Source organism: Enterococcus sp. 2G9_DIV0600, from assembly GCF_002140615.1.
GTDB classification, from domain to species: domain Bacteria; phylum Bacillota; class Bacilli; order Lactobacillales; family Enterococcaceae; genus Enterococcus_D; species Enterococcus_D innesii.
On record NZ_NGLL01000002.1, the window covers coordinates 365563 to 391053 of the forward strand.

The window sequence follows — 25491 nt, forward strand, 5'->3', positions numbered from 1 at the left end:
GAAGGTTTCTATGACGAAAAAAATAGTGATGAATAATGCAAATACGACCGTGACGTTTTTACCAAACGGTGATTTATATGAGATCAAAAGTCACGGTGTGATGATCAATCAGTTGAACGGAAATGCGCTAGATGGTAGTTTAAATCAAATCTATCTACGACTGCGTGAAGCGGGGGAATTGTCCTTTATTCCCTTGATCGGTTCAAATGCCGACAGTGCCTTTGCCTACTCAGACAAACAGCTGACCTGGACTGGGACGTATCAGTCCATCAATTACCAAGTTGATTTCCAATTGGCACAAGATTGCTGGTTCTGGCGGGTTCAATTGAGTGGTTCTGGGGAAGCGGAACTGGTTTACGGACAAGATCTTGGCAATGCCGCCAAAGGGGCTGTTCAATCCAATGAAGCCTATGTTTCGCAATATATCGACCATCATGTTAGCCATGATAAGGATCGCATCGTGCTTTCTTCGCGTCAAAATCAACCACAAAATGGTCAATTTCCACTGGTGGAACAAGGCAGCTTCCAAGCCTTAAAAGGCTTCTCGACGGATGGCTATCAATTTTTCGGTCGCAGCTACAAAGAAACAAATCAACCAGCTGCACTTAGCCAAGAAACGTTAGCCAATGAAGTGTATCAATACGAATTTGCCTATACGGCACTACAAACGCAATGGTTGACGGTAAGTGAGACGCCTACGGAAATCGTTTTTTACGCAGCGGTCAAAGCCAATCAAGCGACGGCAGTCAATGAACCGCAGTTTGCACTTGAAACGTTGAAAGAAACGTATCAAGCCTTGTCCTTCGACTCGTTGCAAGCAACGGCGCAGCCACGAAAAAACTTTGGTCAACCGCTCACAGGGCTGACATTTACCACGGAAGAAATCAACGAGCGATTTCCTCAGCAAGAAGCAGTGGAAATCGTTGACGAACAGCTGTATTCCTTTTTTACCCCTGACTATCACCATGTCGTGTTGAAGGAAAAGGAAGCACAGATGGAACGCTCCCATGGACATATTTTGATGAGCGGACAAGATCTGATCGTCGATCAACCCATTTTGAGCACGACCGTTTACATGACGGGGATGTTTAACTCCCAAATCGTATTAGGCAATACGAACATGAATAAATTGTTGAGCAATAGCCGCAACTCATTGAATCTTTTCAAACGTTCCGGTCAGCGGATCTATTTGAAAGACGGCGATCAATGGCGGATTTTAACGATGCCATCTGCCTTTGAAATGGGCTTGAATTCGGCGACGTGGTACTACAAAACAGCCGATGATGTCATTCAAGTAACGACCTTCACGAAAGCAAATGGACGCACGATTGCAACCACCATCACTAGTGAACAAGGTCGTGCCTACACCTGGGCCATCACTAATCAATTTGTGATGGGGATCGATGAAGCTGCACCGACTGCTACCATTTCCCAAGATCAACAATTGCTCACCATCAAAGGAACAGCGGATTCACCGATTGCGGAAACTTATCCAGAATTGACGTATTATCTCTATGCGGCTCAACCTTTTGAACTGACCGATGAAACGATTTTCAATGTGGCAGCCGACGATAGCACGACCGTATTGACCTTTGCAGAACAGGCGACGGTTTCCTTCGTGATCCAAGGCACACTGACTGGTGAACCCTTTGTTTCCGAAACGTTAGATCGCCAGCAAGAAGATACTGCCTATACGGCCTTTGTCGATGATTTGTTGAATCAGTTTGAATTGAAACATTCGCAGGCAGACGTTGCATCCTTCAATCACTTGGCACGTTGGTACACCCACAATATGCTTGTTCATTACTTGTCTCCTCATGGCCTTGAACAGTACGGTGGTGCTGCTTGGGGGACTCGAGACGTTTCCCAAGGACCGACTGAGTATTTCTTAGCACTTAATCGTCCTGAGATGGTGGCGTCCATCATCGAGCATTTGTTTGAAAATCAATTTGCAGATGACGGCAACTGGCCACAATGGTTTATGTTTGATCGCTATGAGAAACAAAAAGCCGATGAGAGCCACGGAGATGTGATCGTTTGGCCAATGAAAGTCGTTAGTGACTATCTCGAAAAAACTAAAGATTTCGCGATTTTGGAAAAAGAACTGCCTTATACGGATCGCGCAACCTTCTTGAAAACCAAGACCAAAGCTTCGTTGTTTGATCATTTGAAAAAAGAAGTGGCGTATATCGAAGCGAACTTCTTGGAAGGAACGTACCTGTCTTGTTATGGTGATGGCGATTGGGATGACACCTTGCAGCCAAATAACAGTAAGTTGAAGAAACAAATGGCCAGCAGCTGGACCGTTGCCTTGACCTATGAAGTATTGAAAAAATTAGCCAGCCAGTTGCAGTCGGTTGACCCAGAGTATGCCAAACATTTAACAGAACTGTCTGCGGGCATCAAACACGACTTTGAAAAATACATGTTAGCTGATGGCACTTTGCCAGGATTTGTCTATATGGAAGATAGCGAGCACGTGGAACTGATGGTCCATCCGACTGACAAGAAAACCGGTATCCAATACCGCTTGCTGCCGATGCAGCAAAGCATGATCGGTGAGCTGTTATCTCCCGAACAAGCCGATCATCATGTGGCGATCATCAAGGAGCATTTGCAATTTCCAGATGGGGTGCGTTTGATGAATCGTCCAGCGACTTATGCGGGTGGTGTCAGCACCAATTTCAAGCGAGCAGAACAAGCAGCCAACTTTGGACGAGAAATCGGTTTGCAGTACGTTCACGCCCACATCCGCTTTACCGAAGCGATGGCGAAATTAGGTCGCGAAGAAGAGACTTGGCAAGCGCTTGGGGTCATCAATCCAATCCAGATCGCTCAACGGGTCGAAAACGCGGAGATCCGTCAAGCAAATGCGTATTTCAGCAGTTCTGATGGCGATTTCAAAACAAGGGTTGAAGCCCAAGAAAATTTTGGTAAACTTAAGGAGACAGCAGTCGGCGTCAAAGGCGGCTGGCGCATCTATTCTAGTGGTCCAGGGATCTATATGAATCAGTTGATCAGCAATGTGCTAGGCATTCGTACCTTTGTTGATCATGTTGAACTTGATCCTGTCTTGCCAGCGGAGTTAGCAGGATTGACTCTGACATATCGACTCTTTGATCGGCCAGTCGAAATCGTCTATCATTCGGCAAGTACGCCGAAAGTATTGATCAACGGGGAAGAAATATCCACTGAGTTTGCGGAAAATCGCTACCGTCAAGGTGCGTTTGTCCTGAAGAAAGCAGCACTTTGCGCCAAACTAAACGAAAACCACACCAATACGATCGATATTTATCGTTAAGAAAGGAGAAGCCATGGTAGGAATCAAAGATATTGCCCAAAAAGCGGGTGTCTCCATATCCACCGTTTCGTATGCATTGAATGGCAGTCCAAAAGTGACCGAGGAAACCCGCGCGCGGATTCAAGCGATCGCAAACGAATTGAACTATGTTCCGAACATGGCTGCTCGCACACTGAAACGCAGACAAACCAACATCATCGGTGTTTATCTCGCCGATTATGCCGGAAGTTTTTATGGGGAATTGCTAGATGGCATCAAGAAAGGGTTGGAACTTTTCGGCTATGAAATGATCGTCTGCAGCGGCAAGAAATCACACTTGTTTATTCCTGAGCGGATGGTGGACGGTGCCATCATTTTGGATTGGACGTTTCCAGCAAAGGAAATCGAGCAATACGCCCAACGAGGACATCAAATCGTCGTGTTAGACCGTGTCTTGTCTCATGAAAATATCCATCAAGTCTTGTTAGACAATAAAGGAGGGGCGGCGCTGGCGATCGATCGCTTGATCGCTAGACAAAGCCAAAAAGTCTTCCTCTTAGCAGGGCCAGAAAAAGGCTATGACAGTCGGGAGCGGCTAGACGCTAGTACGAAAGAATTGACGCGCTTTGGTATTCCTTATGAAGTGATTCCTGGTGACTTCACGGAACCTTCTGGCTATCGCGCAGCAAAACAGCTCTTAGCAAATGATCCTCAGTTTCCCATTGATATCTTTGCCTTCAATGATGAAATGGCAATCGGAGTCTACAAATATGTCCGCGAGACCGACTATCGCATCGGAAAAGAGATCCGCATCATCGGGTTTGATAATACGGAATTAGGCGCTTTTGTGCAGCCGCGCTTAGCGACGATCTCCTATTCGAAACATCGATGGGGCATGGTGGCAGCTGAGAAAATCGTCCAATCGATCCAAGGGGAACCAGTGGCGGACGAGCATATTTATACCACTTTTGTGGATGGTGGATCATTTATTTAATTGATCCACTAAAGGAAAAATAGTTGAAAAATGAATGGTGAAATGGGGAGGATTTTATCTTACAGAACATACCAAAGCAATTGATGGAGAAAGAACTATTGAAAGAAGTAAACCAATTCAAAAGTTCCAGATGGATGTTAATGAGATCGCCGAAACTTTAAATCAGGCAACACTCAAGAACAAATCAGTAGCTATCTAAATTGAAGCGCATGATCGAGATGGGAATTACTTTCCTGATATAGTTGGCCATATTTAGGGGGCATGATGAACTAGAAATATATGTTGGTGGTAATAAGGTTAGCTATGATAAAATTAGGAATATTAAAATAGCTAACATAACCAAGTGGTCGGACAAAAGTAACCTCTTATAAAAAGTACTCACAAATTATTAAATTATATTAGCGATAATTATTTAAAGCTACCTTTCTGATATAATAGTTTGTAAAGGAGTGCTAAGATGATTAACTTTTTAAAAGGTTTAAAAATAAGAATCCTATATATATATTCAATGATTTCGCTACTTATAGGTGTCTATTTAAGTGTAAATTGGATTCCTGTAAGCGTTGAAGGACTAAGCAAATCCCAAAAACAGGAGCTTTTAAGAGAAGGATCAATCAACTGGGAACTTGGTGTAGTTTTTAAGGTATTAGCCCTGATACTTTTCTTGGGTGCACTAGTAAAATCCATTATATATATCTTAAACAAAAAGAGATAAGCGTAAAGCTCATCTCTTTTTATACTATCTAGAAACTTCGTGGATCACTTCGATTTTATAAGGAATGATGAATCCTGCTCTTTGCATTGCGTAACAATAATTGTTTCCAAATCCCACCTCGAAGTTGCCATCATAACCATTTAGCTCCCATTTGAAATCAAATATATCCGTAACCTTTACTTGAGTCCAATAATTTCCATTGGCTTGTTTCTTATAAGTTACTGTGTAACTAACTCCACGTAATGCTGTGTGAAGTTGGCCGCTTAGAAATGTATAACTTCCTGAGAAAGAACCAGATTTTTTACCTGTAGAAAATGCTTCTTTTTTAAGTCTAGAATAATAAGCGGTCATTAACTCCTCGCCGTCTACAGTCTTTGCCCAGCTATCGTTTTTATTAACATATGTCGAAGGTTTCCATGTTGGATTCCAATAGTAATTCTCAGCAGAAATAATGGCGTGCTTCATATAAGCAGCAGTCTGATTGTGACCTTTTTTCTTAACCATTGATATACCTTTATTGTATGCAGCAATTGCAGCCGCATAAACTGGATTTGCAGGAGTTACCGATGATCTAGCACCTATCTTAGACTTTGGTTCAACATAAAAAGGATCAACTGATTCGGCAACGTCCGCTTTATACTCTTCCAACAATGCATCTTGTTCGGCATCATAGGAATTTAAAACTGTTAAACTCTCATTTAAAGATGCGTTGAACTCTTCAGCACTATCAGAATCTTCAAACATTCTAATTACACCATCAATATAATCTCTATTGGACTCTTCATTGGATATTGCCTCATTAATTAATGATTGATTAGTTTCATCTATCTCAAAACCATTCTCATCTGCATAACCATTTATTTGACCAAAAATTAAAAACTGATATACCAAACACTACACTAATTAAAAACTTCTTCATTGTTTTAATCTCCTTTTTAATTATTATTTTACTAACAAATTTAATATACCATACTATAATATATAAAAAACATTTTAAGTTATATTTATATCTGACAATTTTGTAATATATAGGAAAGGATGTAAAATTGAACAAAGTTGAATACAATAATATGCAAGTAAATCTTCGTTCTTTGCGGCACAAACTTGATTTTCAATGCATAATATTCGGTATTCTGTATTATTAAAAAAGGAACATAATAGGGTATTTATGAAAAAAGTATAAAAATATTAGGGTTTATCTTGTTGGTTATAATTGGATTTGTAGGGGGCTATTTTCTATCTGTAGATCCAGCTAAAGACTTCTATGGTGATTGGTATGGTGTTGCTAACGAGGGGGAGGAGAGTTTTCTTTTAGAATAGATAAAGAAAAAAATAATCGATTATGGAAATGATGATTATAATTCACCTGGTTCTCCTTACATAGTGAAAAAGTCTGGAAATGGATTTTATATTGAAGTGTCTGATGATGAGCTAAAAAATATTTTTCCCGAATTAATAAACTTTAAGTATAAAAACAATATGACATTTTTCCTGAATGATGATGAAGAATCAATTGAGTACTTTGTGGCTATAGATGGTTTTTTGAATAATGTAAAACTACATAAAACATCCTTTGAAGATTCGTATAACAAAACCGAAGAGTCAACCTCACAAAGTCTAATAGCAAGTGAAACAGAAACTTCTTACAGTTCTTTGCTTAATGAAACTCATTCATCAGAAACGACATCATCAATTGATTCTCCAAAAGTATCAGATCTAAGTGAAAAAATTGATTCATTTATTGCGAATTATACGTCAATTCCACCAGATTAGATTATGGAAAAGGAACTTGATGGAATTACAATAAGAGCAACAAACTTTACTGCAACAAATGAAGCCGAGGCATCATCTATTCAGTATCATTTGCTAATGGAGAGGCAACATCTTGCAACGATGTATACGCACAAGTCATTGGAGAATAATAGCTATTTTCAATAGAGGCTAATATGCAAAAAGATAAATCTGAGCAGGATGAAACTCATTCTAGCTCAGATTTTTTTGAATATTACTTTCCTTGTTTTGTATTCATATTTGATAGAATCATTCATACCACTTATCGTCCTCTTAGTTTGTTTATTTTGTCGTGATTTAATCATATTAGAGAACGATATGTTTTTTAATACCGAAAATGAAAATGAGGCTGAAGAATCAATTTTGACTCATCAGTCCCATAAATTATAGAGCCTTTCTTGCGGCTTTCTTTTATGGGCTTTTGTCGCAGTCTCTTTTTTGCGTTATTTCAAAAATAACTTTACTTACATTATCATTATCTACAGAGAGAAGATGGGAAGCGTTCTTTTAACTTATCATTTTTGGGAGATAGAAAAGCTTTTTTCTTCACGGGATTTTGTCAAATATTTTATCTTTTTATTTATTTTTCTCATCTTAATTTAATTATTAGTGTTGATTTATCCCTCGTTTTTTGTATTATTTATGAAGGAGAAAAGCAGTTTTTTGAAAAGAATCGATGATTCATCCTGATAATTTGCTATTTTTTCAATCGATGAGTAACAGATAGCTGTAAGATGTGGAAGTTACTAAAATTGGAATTATGAAAAAACAATTATAATCATAATTTTGAACGGGAGAAAAAAAGAATTACAATTCTCTTCCTTCAAATCGCTAAACTAAGAGTTGTAACACATGGCGTGCACTGCGCGATACGTTAATTTTTTAAGATAGGAGGGATAAAGTGAAACGGTTTTTAACATCTTTACTTGTTTTTCTACTAACATCAGGTCCGTGTTTTTCATATGCAATGGTAGTGGCACAAGCCGAAAGTGTTACAAAAACAAGTGAAGAACAAAGTACGTCTTCTGCTGACTCTGTCGTTTCATCGATTGACAGTCTGGAAGAGACGAACGGAACGGAAATGCAAGCATCTAGCGAACCTGCTTCGACAGATTCTACAGAAGCAACTGCGAAGACATCTTCGTCAGAGACCGAAGAGTCATCTGAAGCCGTAGAAGAAGTACAATTGACTTTTTTGACAGATACTGAGCATGTATTTGCTACTGGGGAAACCAGCATTCAGGTCAGCAAAAACAAAGGGGAAGCAATAGAAAAAAGTGAACTACCAGTTTTTGAGGATGATACTGATTTTGAAGGATGGGCGTTAGACGGGACAGTTTACACGAGCCAAGCGTTGACTGAATTGATTTTCACGGAGAATCAAACCTTAACTGCTGTTTTTAAACCGACTGTTAAGGCAAGAGCAGCGAACATCTCGTTAGCAGAACAATCGATCAAAGAGATCATTGCAGAAGCCGATAAAACGAAAGTGATCGCTGTACCAAGTCCAGCTGGAGATGGTTTAGCATATGCGGAATATACCAATAGTGCTGAAGGGATTCGTCAAGCGTTGTTTGATATGTATCAAAACGGCAATGGCCAAGAATTTGCTTTGTATGTCGGCTCTGGCTCAGCTTTAGCGACTTTGCCAACAAATCTGACTTCAAAGACAATTCCAGACACAGTCGATAATACAAACATGACTTTTTATGCACTACAAGGAAAAATCAGTCGCTTGATCATCACAGGACATAGTGATGATCCCATCACAGATGCAACAACGTTGACTTCGGGTAGTCGAACCGTTCCTTTTGGTACGGAAATCTACTTCGGTTCTGATGTAGTGATTCGAAACCTCAACTATACGGGTACGAGAATGTACATGAATGGGCATAGTCTTTCCTTGAACGGTGGTTCCACCGGCAATGGCCTTGCTATTTATGGGGGAAGCAACAATGGCGACCTTACTGGAAACCCGACGATCACGCTAAATGCGACAGGTTCAGGAACTTGGAACATCTATGGTGGGAATCAAAGCGGTGGTACCTTGACCGGGAATACAGCGATTGTCGTAAATAATACAGTAGGTAATATCAGTACGATCGCTGGAGGTGCCAATATCGGTACGATTGATGGGAATACCAGTGTCACGATCAATCGTTTGAATGGGACCCTAAGTAATTATTATGGCGGTGGTTTTGGAACGAACGCTTCCAATACAGCCAATGTGACAGGCAATGTTGAAACGACGATTCAAACGACTAATGCAAGCTTCCGTTTAAGTGCTTTTGCTGGTGGTGTTCAATACGGCAATATCGGTGGCACCATCCGTAGTACGATTTCTGGTGCTGGCGGTTGGTCAGGCACAGCCAATCGTTTCATAGGCGGTTCATTTTATGGCAACATCGGCTCTGACCGTTCTAAGGATGCCATCGTGACCAACCTTGATGCCAGCAGTTATTCCACTGGACGTAGTGAATTTGAAGGTGGCAATCGGAATACTGGTACCATCATAGGAAACATCGTTAACACCGTGAAAGCAGGGCCGAGTGCCAGCGTCGGGGGAATTGGTGATTTTAACGGCGGTGGAGGAAACAATGTCAGTACCTTATCTCAAAGTTCAATGGGGGCTTCGAATACGACGACGTATGACAACTATACTCCGGAACAACGAGCAGCATTGGCAGAAGCAGCGGCAAGTTTTAAAGTTTATGGCGATATCACTTCTCATCTAGTCAGTGGTTCCTTTTCAAACGGTGCGATTTATTCGACGGCAGCTGGTCGAGGCGGCTATATTGAAGGAAACACAACGATTGAAGTTGGCACGATCACTTCGGATGGTAGTCCTGGTGGAGATGGGATTGCTTATACAGGCACCAGACCAACGAATCTAGATTACTCAACGACCAATAAAACAAGAGGAAACGCCTCTGGATGGGATATCGTTGGTGGCGGTGGTTATCCAGGAACAGCATGGGATATCTATATTAAAGGAAATACCAAAACGATCTTGAATAACACGGTTGCTCGCTGGACCTACGGTGGTTCCTTCTCAGGTGTCATTGAGGGAAATTCTTCCAATACTTTAAACTCTGGGATCGTCGATACGCTAGAAGGAACAGGGTATACTGGACGCCGCGTTTATGGAGATGGACGAACGACCGTAAATAATGGGCAAGTAGACTGGTTTTTATCTGGTGGCGGCTGGGATGACTTGTTAGTGACCGGCAATGTCGCAGTAACGGTTTATGATGGGGTGATCAATGCCTCACTCGGTGCCTCTTATGGTGTCGCTTCTTCTCACACCATTAACGGAAACTCAGATAATCGAGTGTTTGGTGGAAACTTCTCAGGTACCCCGCGTACAGGGTCTAATGGTTTTTCAGGCGGTGTTACGAACAATGGACGGTTATTAGGGAATGCCAGTTTGACATTGGATTTGAGAAATTATGATGGTGAGTTTGCCCTTCCTTCTGGAACAAACATCTCAGGCGGCAATCCGTTTAACAGTACGAATATCGTTGGGACCGATAGCTCCAATACGATTACATTGAACATATACACAAAACCAGGGTCAGATGCGCTGAATGGGGCAACGATCTATGGCGATGGTGGACGGACTGCTAGCAATACGAGAAGCGGCAAAATTTATATGAATATCCAAGCGGAAGGATCAAGTATCGGAAATTTATACACCACGTACTATTCCAATATTTCTTCCAGTCAAATTTTAAGAGATGTCGAGATGCGGGTTCAAGGAGCCAAAAGTATCAATGGGATCTCAGGCGGAAACGCGTCAGATAACTTTACGAACACGATCGTAGCCAACAGCAGTAATCAAGTGAAGATGAACTTTGGTGAAAATGTCGATGGGACAGCTTCTTATCAAACTGATCCGATCGCTGTGACGGGTCTGGGGATCGTCAACTTTACCGAATTGAACGTGACAAACGGCATCAAGCTAATGGCCAATGGGGGAGACATCAAAAATGGCCGTTCAGCTACTGCTGCCAATCACGCAACGACCTATCATCAGTTCGGCGATATCCATCTTTCTAAAAATGCCGGTATCGGTATTTCTTCCGCAACGAATTTGATTTCAGGCGCGAAGTTAACGGTGGAAGACGAAGGGACGATCGAATCGCCGCCGGGAACGGGGCGAATCAATCTCTCAGATTTCGCAACACCAGATACGGATAAAGATCATTTAACATGGCTGAAAACGACGACCAATGATGCAGGTTCTCGAGTCAATAGTCAAGGAACGTGGTTTGGTGTGGTTAGTGCTTACCAAGTGTTGACCATAAATCCAACTGCTGCTAATGCGGCAGCGATCACCCCAATAAATTTCAGTGGGATCGAAAAAGCGACTGGGAAAACCTTCATTGGGGACAACGATGTCACCAATGCAGCCAACGGGTACGGTATTGCGATACCAGGTTCGATCATTAACTACGAAGTTGAAACACCGGGAGTCGCGAACGGGATCGGGGCTATTAGTCACAATGTAACGGCAGTAAAAGAGAACAATACACCGCTGACCTTGCAAGCATGGGGAACTGAGCAAGCAGGGACACAAGTGCAAAAAGGGCGTTTGTTGATTCCTTATACGGTAACGGAATTGCCAACATTGACGTTTACACCAGAAACCCAAACGTCCGGTTCATGGTTATATGCCGGTCAAATCAAATCCAGCAAGCTAGATAGCACGGATCAGCAGTTGACGGAACAACCAGATTCAGAACCAGTTGATTGGACGAGTCCTGATGGGGAGTATAGTTACGATATCAGTGTCCGCTACTCAAATAAGGCGGAAGTTCGAGCCCGCAATGTGATCCTTACAGAACAAGAGGCACAATCGCTGACCAAAGAACAAGCCGTGACATATCTCGAAGCCAGCGGGCGTCCTTTCTTTAAGGACACGCTGACAGAAGAGGTCTTAGCTGCAATTCAAGAACCGTTAGAAACAGCGGTCTATCGCAAACAAGCGATCACTTTCTCGGTAGGTGAAAACGATCAGAATCAGGCAGAAACCACCGTTAATTTGGTGGTGGTCAAAAATGAGAGTGTCATTTCTGACGACCGGCAATTTGCCGTCTATGCAAAAGATGTCCGTTTGACCTTACCGGAAGCAACGGCGCTGACCGATGAAGCAGCTCTGGCGGACTATACCCAAGCAACCACGATTTTTGCAGATAATCGCGAAAATGTACCACCGACTGTCGATCCGCAAGCTTTTACCGCGATCCAACAAGCAACGGAAGATGAGTTGTTGAAAAATGTGTCAACGGCTTACCATTATGAAGCAGGCAGTCAACGGGCAGAAAAAGTCGTCAATGTCGCAGTTGCCGGCGAGCTTGTTTTAAGCAGTGTGCCGACAGCCTTTGATTTTGGACAACAGAAAGTTGCCACAGAAACACAAGATTATTGGCCAACGATCACAGGAGAACTAGCGGTGAAAGATACGAGAGGATCCGAACGAAGTCCATGGCGCTTGACGGTCAAAGAGCAACAGCCATTAACGGATGGAACAGATCAATTAACCGATGTCTTCCGCTTTGTGAAAAACGGTCAAGAACAGATGATAACTAGTGGGGAAATGATCATCGAGGAAACGGAATTGACAGAAAATGGCACTTACGTCGTGAATCAGCACTGGGGCGAAAGTGAAAATGAAGGCATCAAACTTACCGTTCCAGTCGAACAGCAAAAAGTTGGGGACTATCAAGGAACCTTGAGCTGGCAGCTGGTTTCGGCACCTGGCAACCCATAAAGGCAGGAAAACAAATGAAAAAAATCATGATCGGTGTTATTACTGGCTATCTATTATTGTTCCCTCAACTCGTTTCAGCAGCCGAAGCAGGTGCCTATGACAGCAATGGTGTCACTTCCTTTTTCGGCGTCTATGAAGAACCCGTTGAGGAGCCAGAAGAGCCCATAAAAGAACAGCCAGGGAATAAACAAGTTAATCAAAAAGGCAACAATATTTTGCCAGCAACAGGGTCAGATCACTTTAATCGCTATCAAATCAGTGGTCTTGTCGTTTTGTTGGCAGTAGGAATCATTTTAATCAAAAGGAGAACAAAAAATGAAAAAACTTTTCTTGACGGCAGGCATTCTATTGATGAGCACTGCTCTGTTACCAACAGCCGTTAATGCCGCTGAATACACCTCAAATGGAGCAATCACTTTTGAAGCGGACCCGAATCCAACCAATCCAGTTGATCCGACCGATCCAGAAAAACCAGTGGATCCCGTCGATCCAACCGATCCCGATGGACCAAACCCTGGAACAGCTGGACCATTATCGATTGATTTTGCTTCAAGTTTTCAATTTGGTAACCAACTGATCACTTCTGAAACAAAAGATTATTACGCACAGCTACAAGAGTTCACAGCTGGCGCTGCTGGTCCAAACTATGTGCAAGTAACTGATAAACGAGGAACACAAGAAGGTTGGTCATTGAGCGTTGTGCAAAATGGACAATTCAAAACGGCTGATGACGAAGAACTGGTAGGCGCTTCATTATCGATCGCTTCTGGCGCTACAACTTCGGTCACCGATATGCAATACGCACCAACGGTTACGACAAGTCATACCTTTGTACCAGATAGTGAAGTCACATTGGTCAACGCACCTGTTGGAAAAGGAATGGGTACTTGGATCTACAAGTTTGGGACCGATGCAACGGAAGGAGCAACGGCAGTAAAATTAAACGTGCCAGGTAGTTCTGTAAAATTGGCCAAAGAGTATCGGACGACATTGACTTGGAATTTAAAAAATGTCCCAGATAATATCGGTAGTAATTAAGAAACGATCTTTAAAATAAAAGGAGTGTTATATATTAATGAAAAAAACAGCGTGGGTCTTTGTAAGTCTTGCCGTATTGGCAGCAGCGAGTGCAGCAACCGAGGTTTCAGCAGCTGAAGCTGCTTCTTACACATCAAATGGGGCGGTTGATTTTATTCCGAATACTGATCCGACGAACCCAGTCAATCCAGAAAATCCAGATCCAGAAAATCCGGTCAATCCTGTGGATCCAACCGATCCCGATGGACCAAACCCTGGAACGAATGGTCCATTATCGATCGATTATGCCTCTAGCTTAGATTTTGGTGTCAATAAAATCTCAAATAAAAACGAAGTCTATTATGCACGAGCACAAGGATACTTGAATGACGATGACACAGCTTCTACATTAAAAACTGCCAATTATGTCCAAGTTACAGATAATCGCGGTAGTAATGCCGGTTGGCGGTTGTCTGTGAAACAAAAGGGGCAGTTCAAAAATGAGTCAACGTTGAATCAAGAATTGACAGGTTCTGTCATCACCCTAACAAGTCCGACAGTTAGATCCAATGCGGTGGGTGTCACAGCTCCTGTGGCGGAAGCAACGATCACATTGGATGCAGCAGGTGCTGAATCAGTGGTGATGACTGCAGCAAATCAAACGGGGGCTGGAACATGGGTCAATGCTTGGGGAAGCGTTGAAACGGTCACTGAAATAGATAAAGATGGCCAAGAAGTACAAGCAGATGTTACCAAAGCGGTCGCACTTTCTGTACCCGGCAGCACACCAAAAGATGCCGTTAGCTACACGACTACACTAACTTGGGTATTATCAGATACACCAGGAACGGAAGGATAAGGAGTATAGATATGAAAAAGACACTAGCATTTCTCTCAGTATTAGGCTTAAGCCTAGCAGTACCAGTGCTGGCACAAGCAGCAGACAGTGCAGAATACAACTCAAATGGACAAATCACCTTTGAACCAAATACGGATCCAACCAATCCAATCAGCCCAACGGATCCAGATCCAGAAAATCCAATCAAACCAGTTGATCCAACAGACCCAGATGGACCAAATCCGGGAACCAACGGACCGCTATCGATTGATTTTGCTTCAAGCCTTTACTTTGGCACACAAAAAATCACCTCGAAAACAGAGGTCTATCATGCGGAAACCCAAAAATACGTGGATTCAGCAAATGAAAATCAAGAAGGCCCCAACTTCGTCCAAGTAACAGACAATCGGGGAACAGAGAGCGGTTGGACATTGAATGTTCGCCAAAATGGCCAGTTCAAAACAGCGGAAGACCAAGAATTGACTGCTGCGCAAATTCGTTTGACAAAGGGAACTGTGGTAACACCGTCATTGTCACCAAAACCATCAAATGTGAGCACAACGATCACATTGAATCCAAACGGTGCCCAATCCTTAGTGATGAGTGCCCAAGATGGTGAAGGAGCAGGAACCTATCTAATGAGTTGGGGCGATAGTTTAGCCGCAGCCATGGATAGTATTGAGTTGGAAGTTCCAGGCTCAACGACGAAATATGCCAGCCAATACAACACCACGTTTACTTGGTTACTAACAGACACACCAACCAACCCATAAGTACCAGCTTTCTCCTTGAACCCTTTCGAGGTTCAAGGAGAATACATAGAAAGAAGGGACATCCATCATGAAAAAAATCAACCAGCTTTTGGCGCTCCTATTCGCGAGTATTTTCTTTTTCGTACCAACTATAGGAACCGCTTCTGAATTTAATTTTGCCGTCAATCCAGTGATTCCAGAGAACCAAATCGATAAAGAAAAGACTTATTTTGACTTGAAAATGGCACCGGGGACGGTCCAAACTGTGGAAGTCCAATTGCGTAATGATACCGATCAAGAGGTAGTCATCGCACCAGTGATCGCTTCAGCTACCACAAACCTAAATGGAGTCGTGGAATATGGCGAAAACGACATCGAAGCAGATGAAACATTGCCTTATGATATGGCTGACTTGATTGAAGTGGAGAAAGAAATCACGATCCCGAAACAATCCCAGATCACCTTGCCTTTAAAGATCACTATGCCTTCGGAATCCTTTGAAGGAGTCATCGCAGGTGGCTTGACCTTAAAAGAAACGACAGAGGAAAATGCTACGGCTGACAGTGAAGAAGACCAAGGCTTAGCCATCAAGAACGAGTATGCCTATGTCGTTGCGATTTTATTGCGTCAAAATACAGCAGAAGTTGCGCCGGATCTGAAACTACTAGATGTTGGACCGGGACAAGTCAATTCTCGTAACACCATCAATGTCACCCTTCAAAATCCTGAAGCAGCGTACTTGAATTCATTACGCCTGATCAATGAAGTGAAGAAAAAAGGCGATAGCGATGTTTTGTATTCTTCGGATACTTCCCGGATGCAAATGGCACCTAATTCCAACTTCTCGTACCCAATCTCATTAGAAGGACAACGTTTAGAAGCCGGGACCTACGTGTTGACTTCCGTTGCCTATGGTGGGAAAAGTGAAGAAGGACAATACAAAGTTGAAAATGAAGAAGGCGAAGAAGAAAGCTATCTTTATAAGTGGACCTTTGAGAAAGAATTCACAGTGACTGGCGATGTCGCACGTGATCTGAACAAGAAAGATGTGACGATCGAAACAGATTACACGTGGCTTTACTTCTTGATCGGCGGTCTGTTGTTATTGCTCGCCTTCTTGCTGCTTTTATGGTACCGACGAAAGAAAAAAAATGAAACGGATGAAGCGTGAGCACCTTGAGAAATACTTGATCGATGGCTTGATCATCGCAGGTATCCTCTTGTTGGCACTTCCTTTTTTAAAAGAAAGCATCGTCAGTTGGCAATTACGCACAAGCGAATTGACGATAGCGACCCAGCTGCCGACAACGATTCCAGAAGAAGAAACCATTCAGATACCGACTCTAGGGGACGTCTTAGCGCCACAGCCAGCAACGATCACCGGGTACGGCTTTGTTGCAATTGAAGCGATCGAGTTCCAGCAGCCGCTATTGGTGGGGATAACCAATCAGCAGCTGCTGAAAGGCGGTGTCGTGATGTTTCCTCAGCGTTTGTTAAAAAATAGCAATTTTGTCGTTTTAGGGCATCATCTCGGTAGACAAAGTTTGTTATTTGGTCAATTGCTAGAAGCACAGGTGGGGATGGAAGTGTCAGTGAGCTATCTCGAGGAAAATCAACAGTATATCATCATCGATAAAAAAATCGTGGAGGAAACAGACTTGTCGGTTTTAGCGGATGACCAAGGGCCAAGGCTGACCTTGATCACTTGTCCAACACCAACGCGAACGGACGAACGTTTAGTGCTGACAGCGATTCCTGTTGAGCAGACAACTGCCCAGCAGTCGCAAAAATCGTCGAGCAGTACGCCACAATCATCGGATGGGATGATTGAAAAACAAGAAAAGCAATGGAAACAACAATCTAAAAAAAATTGGTTTCTTTTATTTGTTATTTTATTTATAATTAGTGGATGCCTGCTAAGCGTTCACAAACTGTTGGAACGTTCAGCGTCATAGAAAGATCATCAGAAAGTGCGCGGATGATAAGGAAGGTGAAGAAATGAAACGCAGATTTGGCTTTGTCATTGGTGCCTGCATGTTTATTGGATTGATCGATCTTGTTACAGAACAAGTCGTTTTTGCCACCATCTATAATCCGCTGGACCCCTCAGAAGAAATCGTTCCGACAGATCCTCCGGAAGAAGTACCAGAAAAAGTGAATGAACCACCTGCTGAAAAAAAAGAACCAGAAGAGCAACCAGCTCCTGAACCGGAAACGGTTCCGAAGAAAGAGCAGGAGCAATCCATATCTCCAGAAAGTAATTTTTTGGACAAACAGAAACACTTTGGACAACGAGTCATGCTAGAAGATGTTTTCGTATCGGATAGTTTAAAAGTGGATGTAGCACTCCCAGGAAATAATACGGATGGCGATGGGGATGATAAACCTTCGTATCTTGCCAGTCTCTGCTATTTATTTTCAGGAAACGTTCTTTATGGCCAAAAAAATAATGGAGGCTTGAAAACGCATGTTTGTGACATTTTTGAATAAAGCGGACAAACGAAAATTGGTCCTGTTACAATATTTGGAAAACGCCATCGCTCTTTCTGAAACGAAAGAAACCTTGATGGATCAATTGACCATGTCGGAATTTCTAATCAACAAAACCGTTCAAGAATTGAATCTTGATTTTTATGAACTAGGGTTGAATGAGGAATTTGAGATCGTGACCGATGGGACGGTCATTAAACTCAATGCGTCCGGGCTGGCAACTTCCGATACGCTATTGACTTATTATTTGGATCAAGCGTTAAAATTTTCCATGTTGAAAGAATGTTTTTTTGAACAATTGTCTTCGCTATATGAATTTGCCACCAATCATTATTTGAGTCACAATCCTGTCTATAAAGAATTTAAACAGTTTAAACTGATTTTGAAGGAATACGACATTGATGTGACGAAAGAGTTTCAGCTGGTGGGGGAGGAAAGTGAAATCAGAGAATTTATTTTTCTCTTTTTTATGAAGGAATATTATTTGGATCATTCTCCCTTTCCAAAAGAGATCCTCGAAAAAGAAAAATCTTTTGCGCGATTCAATGAGAGTAATTGGCTTAATCACAAACAGTCTGCTCGCATGCGAATTCGCAAGAAACACTATTTAGGCATTATTTTGTCCCGCATGGATAAAGGGCATTACATGCAAAATACGCTAGAAAATGATCTGATCATGCCGAAGCACTTGGTGATTATTGATGAGTTGAAAAGCTGGTTACAAGAGATTTTAGCCATCACAGATCAAGAAGTGCTAGAATGTGAGGCACGGGATATTTTACGCTTTTTGATCGTTGAAGGGTGGTTGATCGACAATAACAGTTACATTGATCAAGAACAAACCTATATTCAGCAATTAAACACGGATTTTATTCAATCGGTCCAACAGCAGTTCTCATTAACGGCTGAAACATTGACACTCCTTCAGACCGAGACGACCACGATCCATTACCAGCTCTTATCGTTTTCCTTTAGTTCCCGCTATGAATACCAATATATGGATGTGACGTATTTTCTTGAGACGTACCCCGAATATGCAGCCTTTTGTCGCAACTATTTAGAAGAAAACCGCAATCGCCCAATCTTATGGAACAACAAGGAATTTTTGTTTTTCAGATACCTGATTTTATTAGTTTCTACGATTCCTTTAAAAGAGATTTTGGTTCCCTTGTATGTCTGCGTTGATTTTTCTTTTGGTGATTCTTATAATCAGATGATCCAAAAGAATATCGAAAAAATTCTCGATTTGAATGTGCAATTCCAGAGTTACCCAGATGATCATACGCATTTGATTCTTTCAAACCTCCCCTTTTATGGTGCCTTAGGAATCGACCATATCTTATGGTTGGCCCCTCCTAGACCTATTGATTGGGCCAATTTCACAGAAAAAGTCAGCGCGATCCGCAGGGAACAGTTTCAAAACAAAACGGCACAATGAGCATCTCGCCGTTTTAATAATAAAGCGTCGTCTGTCCTCTCAAGGAGGCAGGCGTTTTTTTTGCAGAGAATCACATTGCCAAAAGAACAATCATGAATCGGTCTTCTTTGTAATGTATCACTTATTGGTTGTGAAAAAGGAACATTTGATAGGATTTTTTTTTGCTAGAAAATTTGGTATGATAGAAAGAGAAGAAAAAGAGGTGCCCTATGATGGATGGGAAACAAACGAAGGCTGTGATTGGCCAGACATTGATCACCCTTTGTGAGACCAAAGAAGTGAATAAGATCAGCGTGCAGGAGATCGCCGAAAAAGCGCAGGTCAATCGGCAGACGTTTTACTATCATTTTCCTGATAAGAAAGCCTTGATCCAATGGATCTATCGGCAAGATGCGCTGATTTTTTTGACGACTGAAGATGTCGCCCTTGATAATTGGGAAGAGGCCGCCTTACGCATGCTGAAAGCAATGAAACAAGCGCCGGCCTTTTACCGCAAATCACTGGCTTATGACCGCGAGATCTTAATGAACGGTTTTTTACAGATCACAGAACCGCTTTTTCAGCGCTTGTTCTTGGAGGTTGATCAAGAGCAGCAATTGACGAAACAAGACATTCTATTTTATAGCCGGTTCTTTTCCTACGGCTGCGGAGGCATTTTGGAAAATTGGATTCACAACGACTTTCCAGAGACGCCATTAGAGATTGCAACGCAATTGTTTCGTTTGGCGAAGGATGTAGAATTTTTTGGCCACCAAATCTATGAAAAAGAGGAGCAGTGAGCGATGACGAAAGTTTTATTTGTTTGTTTAGGTAATATCTGCCGTTCCCCCATGGCAGAAGCCATTTATAGAGCAGAAATAGCAAAACGCAAATTGGATTGGCAGATCGATTCGGCAGCGACTAGCTCTTGGGAAGTCGGACACTCAGCTCATCCAGGAACTCAGAAAAAGCTCCGTCAAGTGGGGTTATCAAGCGAAGGTCTTATCTCCCGCCAGATCACAGAGGCAGATTTTACAAAATTTGATTGGATCATTGGCATGGATGAGAGCAATGTTGAAAACCTGCATGGGCTGGCACCAGCCAATACGACAGCCAAGATCCGTTCGTATATGAGTGTCGTTCCCGGCAAAGAGACTGAGGAAGTGCCAGATCCTTATTATACAGGGGATTTTGAAGAGACCTACCAACTGCTACAAGAAGGAATTCCTTATTGGCTAGAGAGTATTTCTTCGGAGAAATAAGACGTGTTCGCTTGTATTTTATCAAAAATTTGCTAAAATAGGATTATGAAATGCGAACGTATGTGTGGTTTTATAAACTGCTGTAACGCGCAGAAAGGAATGTCCAATGGAAAAGAAACCATCGCCCATTAAACAGTTGGGTAAACTCATTGTGATGACATCCACAACCTTGCTAGATACCTTTTTCAGTGATGATGCTGACAAGAAGAATCAGTCTGAAAAAGTGAAAGAAATCCAGCGAACGCTGCAAGAAGCAGCTACTGCGAAGCATCTGGTGGTGTTGCAAGTAAAGACAGAGAAATTGGGTGGTTTTGAAACCGTTACCGGGTGGATCGTCGGTAAAACGGTAGCAAAAGAACAAGTTGTCTTGAAATTACAAAGTGACCGTCAGCAGCTGCGAATTATTCCCCTGAATCATGTGCTAAAAGTCAGCACCTTGAATACAAAACCCGGCTTGTAATCAGGCCTATGCATAGCAAAAAAACCGCTGGGTCATTAGACATAGCGGTTTTTTTAATTGCTAATTAAGCGTGCTTGTTTTTGACTTCAGCGAGTCGCCAAGCAGTCATCATAGCGATCAGTTCATAAGGGATCGGTTGCGCAAAAGGGAACTGGACCGCACCTTTACTAGTCTTGTAGGGTTGTAGAGCCTCTTGGAAGGACGTGATCGCAGAAGGCGTAGGATAAAAGCCGAGATGCTGTTTGGCACAGGCAAAATGCACGATAGTTTCTTCCTGATGATAGGTGGGCATTTGGTAACTGATTTTTTCAACCGCTTCTGGCAAGACAGCTTTAATCGTTTGGCGGACAGTTCTTAAAATCACTTGTCGTTCTGCTGGAGCTGCTGCAATGTATTGGTCAACTGTCGTAATGTCTTTTGTCATGGGACACCTCCTGCCTTTAGTATACGGTAAACTCCGTAGGAAAAAAAGGAGCCTGTCAGTGGGTGGCTGACAGGCAAGGAGTAAAAATGAAAAGTGTTAGTTAGGGTTGTTTGTTGGGTTATGTATACTATACTGCCCAAATATGAATTTTTTGTGGAGAAAAGATTGGAAAGTGTTTAAGTTTACTACCTAAGAAAATACCCCAAAAAAAGACCCGTCGGTGGGTGGCCGACGGGAAGGAGTTAAAAATGAAAAAGTGTTAGTTAGGGTTGTTTGTTGGTATACATAGAGTATACGAGATAAATATGAATATTCTGTGACAAATCTTTTCGGAAGTTCTTAAGAAACCGTAACGGTTTGATTACAAGGAAAGATTCTTTTCATCAAAACGATTTTTTAAGGTACGGTACAAATCAATGTATTGCCGATCATCTGCCGCATAATCCCAAATATAACTCATTTTTTCTGGTTTAAGCTTTTTCATCAATTGGTTGGAACTAACGATAACATCATAATTTTCTTGATGATTCAGATCATAAGGCTCTGCTGCTACGAAGGTCAAGTCATGCAAGAATTGATTTAAACCTTGAACGACTAAGAAATTATCTTCTAAGGCAACCCCAACCCGTAGACGATTCGAGTAACGGATTTGATCATAAAATGGCAAGAGGGCATGAGTATACATCGTTGCCATCTGCTCTTGATTTTCATCATTGATATAATCTACTGCTGATTCTTCACGGTAGCTGGTCAAGAAATCGTCGATTTTTTGTTGTAACTGTTCTTCAGCAGATCCGCGATTGATCGATGGTGTCAGCAAGCGATAGATGTTAGGAAATGGCTGACGAAAAACATAGTTGCCAAAGGTCACATTAATCAAATTCCCTACAACTAATGGCTCGTCTAACAGGCCAGGTTGTGAAGCAAAAAATGTTGCTTTCATTTCTGCTAAAAGGTCTGCCACAAGCGGATAGACCGGATTTTGTTTGTTTGAGAAGAAATGGATCGTTTGTTGTAAGGCTTCTTCTTCCGGACTTAAATAGAATGGGAAGATTTGCGCCATCAAATAAATAAAGCCAGATTCACCTTTCAGTTGTTTGTCCGTCATTGAAACTTCAGGATCAACGACTTGCGTCAAACGCTCAAAATCGAAGTATGGATTATTTTTCATCAAGAAATTGTACCGTTTGTCGTATTTGGCAAAATTTTCTTTTTTTATTCGTAAAAGGATCAGGGCAGCAAAATACTTCAACTCTAGTCGACCAAGATAAGAGTGAGTCATTGGGAAGTATTCCGTGAAACGATCCACTACTTTTTCTGCTTCGCTTTCCGCGATCGCAAAAGGCCATTCAATGCCACGGGTACCTAACCAAATAATGTTGAATAAGGAGAGCCGCACAAGACGCTCATCGCCTACTAAATTTGATTCAGTGTAAGTAAAGCGAAGCTGGAATTGTTTCAAATGTTTTTTTAGATGTTCAAATTTGCGAGACACCGTTGAACGACTGACATCGTATTTTGCACAAAAATCCGTGATCGTTGGATTGTCTTCATTCAGCATGTAAAGAACATATAAGAACGGAACGCTTTTATTCAATAAATAGAAGCGGTATTCATCGATCGTTACCGCGATATTCTGAGGCTGTAATTTACCGCCACGACCGAGTATCGACATATGATCCGGAGTCAACTCAGCTAGATCTTGGTCGATCTCAGTCAACTCGATAAAAGCTTGTTGGTAGCTCAACTCCATTTCCTTTGCCAATTGTGCGATTGGGTGGCTAGGATTTTGCAGAGTTAGCATACGCCGGAATATTTTAAATTTAATTAATGTTTGCGGGTCCATCATAAGTTCTTCATAAAACATAGGTATCCTCCTTTGTGGCTCTATTGTATCTTTTTTTTACGAAACTGTCAGTCTTTTTAATCAAAAAAATAGCCTACCTTTTAAAAAAAGGTAGGTTATTTTCGTCTTTTTAACTAATTTAGGCCGAAACAGGATCTTTTTTGAACCATGACCATAGCAAACCAATCAAAAATCCGATCGCCGCTGGTACGACCCAACCCATCCCGATTTGGAAGAAGGGCAGATAATCTGACGCAAAAGACAAGATTCCTTGCACGAAAGCGTTGTTGGTAATCAGTGCGGGACTTGCATTTAAGCCGTCGATGATTGCAGCGATCAACGTGAAATACGTCGTCATTCGATAGACACTGGCGCGATGGTTAAATAATGGACTGATGATCGCCAACAAAATCAAGGTGATCGCCAGTGGATAGATAAACATCAAGACTGGAATGGAGAATTCAATGATATTGGTCAAGCCAACGTTGGCGAAGATCGCTGGTAAGATACTTGTCAATGCGATAAAGAAACCGTAGCTTTGTTTTGGAAACAACCCAGCAAAGGTCTCAGAAAAGGCCGTGATCAAACCGATGGCGGTTTTTAAGCAGGCAGAGATGACGATCAATGCCAATAACAGACTGCCGATGGTGCCAAGGTAGTGGTTGGCGATTTGTGCCAAAGCGATCCCACCGTTTTCGCTGATGGGAAACTGGCCTAAACTTTTGGTTCCCATATAAGAAAGTAAGGTATAGATGATCCCCATCAACACGATACTGACAGAGCCGGAAAGGATCGTGTCTTTTGCGACTGTCGTAGGTTTCTCAACCCCCATATTGCGAATCGTTGAGACGATGATGATCCCAAATGCTAAGGATGCCAATGCATCAAGGGTATTGTAACCATTGGTGAAACCAGTGAAGAAGGCATCGTTTTGATAGCTAGGATAGATCGGCGCATCGCTGATCGTTCCTAGGGGTTGCCAAAAGGCGAAAAATAGCAGAACACCTAGTAAGACCAGAAACAAGGGATTTAAAAACTTCCCGACATAATCAAGAATTTTGCTCGGTTTACGTGAAAACCACCAGGCAGCTCCAAAAAATAGGGCAGAGAACAACGCCAATAACCAAGTTTGCATGTCTGATGAAACGTGGGGAGCGATCCCGATCTCATAAGAAGTAGTGGCCAAACGGGGCAGAGCAAAGAAAGGCCCAATCACTAAGTAAAGCAAAATCGTAAATATCATTGCATAGCGTCGATTGATCCGAGAAGCTAATTCAAAAACTCCGCTACTTTGGGATACCCCAATGGCGATTACTCCTAAAAACGGCAAGCCGATTCCGGTCACTAAAAATCCAAGATTGGCTAAGCCGACATTCGCACCAGCTTCTTGTCCCATGTGAACGGGGAAGATTAGATTTCCGGCACCAAAGAACAGGCCGAAAAGCATTGATCCAACATACATATAATCCTTAAACTGTAACTTTTTTTCCATAAGTGAAAGCTCCTATAATTCCTTAGTTTTTAAAAAAAATAACAAATTTTCCGACAAATAGCAATGTTTTTTTGTTATTTTTTGGTAAATTCTGACGATTCTGTTTCCCGTAATAAAAAAACACTTAGCATTGAATTCTTCCAAGCTTACTGAAAAAAGGATAAAAAGCTCGGAAGAAGAACACTAAGTGCTTCAAGACAGAGAATTAATTCAACACACGGGAAAGGAATTCTTTGGTGCGCTGCTCTTTTGGATGAATAAAGATATCTTCTGGTGTTCCTTGCTCGGCAATGACGCCTTGATCCATAAAGATGACCCGATCAGATACTTCTTTGGCAAAGCCCATTTCGTGGGTAACAATCACCATCGTCAAGCCAGTATGGGCTAAGGTATTCATGGTCTTCAGTACTTCACCGACCATTTCTGGATCCAATGCAGAAGTCGGCTCATCAAACAACATGACGTCTGGATTCATCGATAAAGCACGAGCAATGGCTACCCGTTGTTTTTGTCCACCTGAAAGCTGGGAAGGCTTGGCATTGGCATATTGAGCCATACCGACTTGCTCCAGATTTTCTTTGGCAGTCGCTTCCGCTTCTTTGCGATCGCGTTTTAAAACAGTGACTTGTCCAGTCACGCAGTTTTCTAATACATTCATATTGTTGAACAAGTTAAAGGATTGGAAAACCATCCCTAGATGTGTCCGGTATTTCGGCAAGTCATAGCCTTTTTCTAGCACATTTTCACCTAAGTAGATGATTTGTCCACTGGTTGGTTTTTCTAATAAGTTGATGCAGCGAAGAAGTGTGGATTTTCCTGAACCAGAAGAACCGATGATCGTGACAACTTCTCCTTTATTAACAGACAAACTGATGTCTTTTAAGACTTCGTTGTCGCCAAAACTCTTTTTTAAATGGTCAATTTCAATGATTGCTGACAT

The 25491-nt window shown here is 42.1% G+C and carries 22 protein-coding genes; 17 read left to right on the forward strand and 5 right to left on the reverse strand.

The genetic code is table 11. The features are described 5' to 3' along the window. The first annotated feature begins 10 nt into the window (after window positions 1–10). The 4 genes from A5870_RS15335 to A5870_RS15345 all read left to right on the forward strand — a co-directional run bounded on the left by A5870_RS15335 (window position 11) and on the right by A5870_RS15345 (window position 4989). The gene (locus tag A5870_RS15335) at window positions 11–3301 is read left to right on the forward strand and encodes a GH36-type glycosyl hydrolase domain-containing protein (RefSeq protein WP_086293826.1); all 3291 of its coding nucleotides are present in this window, start codon (window positions 11–13) and stop codon (window positions 3299–3301) included. Between the two features lie 13 nt (window positions 3302–3314). Then, window positions 3315–4274 carry a LacI family DNA-binding transcriptional regulator gene (locus A5870_RS15340; RefSeq protein WP_086293827.1) on the forward strand — a complete coding sequence of 320 codons (960 nt, stop codon included), beginning with the start codon at window positions 3315–3317 and terminating at the stop codon, window positions 4272–4274. A 34-nt stretch (window positions 4275–4308) separates the two neighbouring features. Continuing rightward, entirely contained in the window at window positions 4309–4473 is a 165-nt protein-coding gene (locus tag A5870_RS17420; protein WP_016609543.1) for a hypothetical protein, read from the forward strand. A gap of 258 nt (window positions 4474–4731) precedes the next feature. Continuing rightward, the gene (locus tag A5870_RS15345; protein ID WP_008376271.1) at window positions 4732–4989 is read left to right on the forward strand and encodes a hypothetical protein; all 258 of its coding nucleotides are present in this window, start codon (window positions 4732–4734) and stop codon (window positions 4987–4989) included. A gap of 24 nt (window positions 4990–5013) precedes the next feature. Here the strand turns inward: A5870_RS15345 and A5870_RS15350 are convergent, their stop codons facing one another. Next, on the reverse strand, window positions 5014–5880 hold the full coding sequence (locus A5870_RS15350; protein ID WP_242596018.1) for a hypothetical protein: 867 nt from the start codon (window positions 5878–5880) through the stop codon (window positions 5014–5016). Between the two features lie 492 nt (window positions 5881–6372). Between A5870_RS15350 and A5870_RS15355 the strand changes: the two genes are divergently transcribed. The 13 genes from A5870_RS15355 (at window position 6373) to A5870_RS15415 (ending at window position 20789) form a co-directional block, all read left to right on the forward strand. Next, window positions 6373–6762: a hypothetical protein gene (locus A5870_RS15355; protein ID WP_060792400.1), complete on the forward strand. Its 390-nt coding sequence runs from the start codon at window positions 6373–6375 to the stop codon at window positions 6760–6762. 919 nt (window positions 6763–7681) lie between these two features. Then, window positions 7682–12553 (forward strand): hypothetical protein, encoded by a 4872-nt coding sequence (locus tag A5870_RS15360; protein WP_252086059.1) that lies wholly within the window; start codon window positions 7682–7684, stop codon window positions 12551–12553. Window positions 12554–12567: 14 nt separating this feature from the next. After that, window positions 12568–12936, forward strand: a complete 369-nt coding sequence (locus A5870_RS15365) for an LPXTG cell wall anchor domain-containing protein (RefSeq protein ID WP_086293829.1) — start codon at window positions 12568–12570, stop codon at window positions 12934–12936. Further along, window positions 12869–13591 carry a WxL domain-containing protein gene (locus A5870_RS15370; protein WP_162985175.1) on the forward strand — a complete coding sequence of 241 codons (723 nt, stop codon included), beginning with the start codon at window positions 12869–12871 and terminating at the stop codon, window positions 13589–13591. The genes A5870_RS15365 and A5870_RS15370 overlap by 68 nt, the downstream gene beginning before the upstream one ends. A gap of 37 nt (window positions 13592–13628) precedes the next feature. Further along, the gene (locus tag A5870_RS15375) at window positions 13629–14429 is read left to right on the forward strand and encodes a WxL domain-containing protein (RefSeq protein ID WP_086293831.1); all 801 of its coding nucleotides are present in this window, start codon (window positions 13629–13631) and stop codon (window positions 14427–14429) included. Between the two features lie 11 nt (window positions 14430–14440). Continuing rightward, entirely contained in the window at window positions 14441–15181 is a 741-nt protein-coding gene (locus A5870_RS15380; RefSeq protein ID WP_086293833.1) for a WxL domain-containing protein, read from the forward strand. A gap of 67 nt (window positions 15182–15248) precedes the next feature. Beyond that, on the forward strand, window positions 15249–16331 hold the full coding sequence (locus tag A5870_RS15385; RefSeq protein WP_086293835.1) for a DUF916 and DUF3324 domain-containing protein: 1083 nt from the start codon (window positions 15249–15251) through the stop codon (window positions 16329–16331). Next, entirely contained in the window at window positions 16321–17115 is a 795-nt protein-coding gene (locus A5870_RS15390; RefSeq protein WP_086294022.1) for a class A sortase, read from the forward strand. The genes A5870_RS15385 and A5870_RS15390 overlap by 11 nt, the downstream gene beginning before the upstream one ends. A gap of 43 nt (window positions 17116–17158) precedes the next feature. Continuing rightward, the gene (locus A5870_RS15395; protein WP_077453987.1) at window positions 17159–17650 is read left to right on the forward strand and encodes a hypothetical protein; all 492 of its coding nucleotides are present in this window, start codon (window positions 17159–17161) and stop codon (window positions 17648–17650) included. Next, window positions 17628–19088 carry a helix-turn-helix domain-containing protein gene (locus A5870_RS15400; RefSeq protein WP_086293836.1) on the forward strand — a complete coding sequence of 487 codons (1461 nt, stop codon included), beginning with the start codon at window positions 17628–17630 and terminating at the stop codon, window positions 19086–19088. Before A5870_RS15395 ends, A5870_RS15400 begins: the two co-directional genes overlap by 23 nt. 209 nt (window positions 19089–19297) lie before the next feature. Beyond that, a complete protein-coding gene (locus A5870_RS15405; protein ID WP_077453985.1) occupies window positions 19298–19867 on the forward strand; it encodes a TetR/AcrR family transcriptional regulator in 570 nt (189 codons plus the stop codon). 3 nt (window positions 19868–19870) lie between these two features. After that, window positions 19871–20329 carry a low molecular weight protein-tyrosine-phosphatase gene (locus A5870_RS15410; RefSeq protein WP_077453984.1) on the forward strand — a complete coding sequence of 153 codons (459 nt, stop codon included), beginning with the start codon at window positions 19871–19873 and terminating at the stop codon, window positions 20327–20329. A gap of 106 nt (window positions 20330–20435) precedes the next feature. Next, window positions 20436–20789 carry a hypothetical protein gene (locus A5870_RS15415; RefSeq protein WP_086293838.1) on the forward strand — a complete coding sequence of 118 codons (354 nt, stop codon included), beginning with the start codon at window positions 20436–20438 and terminating at the stop codon, window positions 20787–20789. 64 nt (window positions 20790–20853) lie between these two features. Here the strand turns inward: A5870_RS15415 and A5870_RS15420 are convergent, their stop codons facing one another. The 4 genes from A5870_RS15420 to A5870_RS15435 all read right to left on the reverse strand — a co-directional run bounded on the left by A5870_RS15420 (window position 20854) and on the right by A5870_RS15435 (window position 25491). Next, window positions 20854–21213, reverse strand: coding sequence for an iron chaperone (locus tag A5870_RS15420; RefSeq protein ID WP_086293840.1), 360 nt, complete (start codon window positions 21211–21213; stop codon window positions 20854–20856). Between the two features lie 361 nt (window positions 21214–21574). Continuing rightward, the gene (locus A5870_RS15425; protein WP_086293842.1) at window positions 21575–23080 is read right to left on the reverse strand and encodes a helix-turn-helix domain-containing protein; all 1506 of its coding nucleotides are present in this window, start codon (window positions 23078–23080) and stop codon (window positions 21575–21577) included. Between the two features lie 118 nt (window positions 23081–23198). Continuing rightward, a complete protein-coding gene (gene brnQ / locus A5870_RS15430; protein WP_086293844.1) occupies window positions 23199–24551 on the reverse strand; it encodes a branched-chain amino acid transport system II carrier protein in 1353 nt (450 codons plus the stop codon). A gap of 205 nt (window positions 24552–24756) precedes the next feature. Continuing rightward, complete coding sequence (locus A5870_RS15435; RefSeq protein WP_005227196.1) at window positions 24757–25491, reverse strand: amino acid ABC transporter ATP-binding protein; 735 nt, start codon at window positions 25489–25491, stop codon at window positions 24757–24759.

Bases quoted from the DNA above. Each gene is read 5' to 3' on its own strand.
- A5870_RS15420 (WP_086293840.1), bottom strand. From the start codon at position 21,213: ATGACAAAAGACATTACGACAGTTGACCAATACATTGCAGCAGCTCCA.
- A5870_RS15435 (WP_005227196.1), bottom strand. From the start codon at position 25,491: ATGTCAGCAATCATTGAAATTGACCATTTAAAAAAGAGTTTTGGCGAC.
- A5870_RS15405 (WP_077453985.1), top strand. From the start codon at position 19,298: ATGATGGATGGGAAACAAACGAAGGCTGTGATTGGCCAGACATTGATC.
- A5870_RS15425 (WP_086293842.1), bottom strand. From the start codon at position 23,080: ATGTTTTATGAAGAACTTATGATGGACCCGCAAACATTAATTAAATTT.
- A5870_RS15335 (WP_086293826.1), top strand. From the start codon at position 11: ATGACGAAAAAAATAGTGATGAATAATGCAAATACGACCGTGACGTTT.
- A5870_RS15410 (WP_077453984.1), top strand. From the start codon at position 19,871: ATGACGAAAGTTTTATTTGTTTGTTTAGGTAATATCTGCCGTTCCCCC.
- A5870_RS15370 (WP_162985175.1), top strand. From the start codon at position 12,869: ATGAAAAAACTTTTCTTGACGGCAGGCATTCTATTGATGAGCACTGCT.
- A5870_RS17420 (WP_016609543.1), top strand. From the start codon at position 4,309: ATGGTGAAATGGGGAGGATTTTATCTTACAGAACATACCAAAGCAATT.
- A5870_RS15395 (WP_077453987.1), top strand. From the start codon at position 17,159: ATGAAACGCAGATTTGGCTTTGTCATTGGTGCCTGCATGTTTATTGGA.
- A5870_RS15345 (WP_008376271.1), top strand. From the start codon at position 4,732: ATGATTAACTTTTTAAAAGGTTTAAAAATAAGAATCCTATATATATAT.
- A5870_RS15400 (WP_086293836.1), top strand. From the start codon at position 17,628: ATGTTTGTGACATTTTTGAATAAAGCGGACAAACGAAAATTGGTCCTG.
- A5870_RS15365 (WP_086293829.1), top strand. From the start codon at position 12,568: ATGAAAAAAATCATGATCGGTGTTATTACTGGCTATCTATTATTGTTC.
- brnQ (WP_086293844.1), bottom strand. From the start codon at position 24,551: ATGGAAAAAAAGTTACAGTTTAAGGATTATATGTATGTTGGATCAATG.
- A5870_RS15340 (WP_086293827.1), top strand. From the start codon at position 3,315: ATGGTAGGAATCAAAGATATTGCCCAAAAAGCGGGTGTCTCCATATCC.
- A5870_RS15415 (WP_086293838.1), top strand. From the start codon at position 20,436: ATGGAAAAGAAACCATCGCCCATTAAACAGTTGGGTAAACTCATTGTG.
- A5870_RS15390 (WP_086294022.1), top strand. From the start codon at position 16,321: ATGAAGCGTGAGCACCTTGAGAAATACTTGATCGATGGCTTGATCATC.
- A5870_RS15380 (WP_086293833.1), top strand. From the start codon at position 14,441: ATGAAAAAGACACTAGCATTTCTCTCAGTATTAGGCTTAAGCCTAGCA.
- A5870_RS15385 (WP_086293835.1), top strand. From the start codon at position 15,249: ATGAAAAAAATCAACCAGCTTTTGGCGCTCCTATTCGCGAGTATTTTC.
- A5870_RS15375 (WP_086293831.1), top strand. From the start codon at position 13,629: ATGAAAAAAACAGCGTGGGTCTTTGTAAGTCTTGCCGTATTGGCAGCA.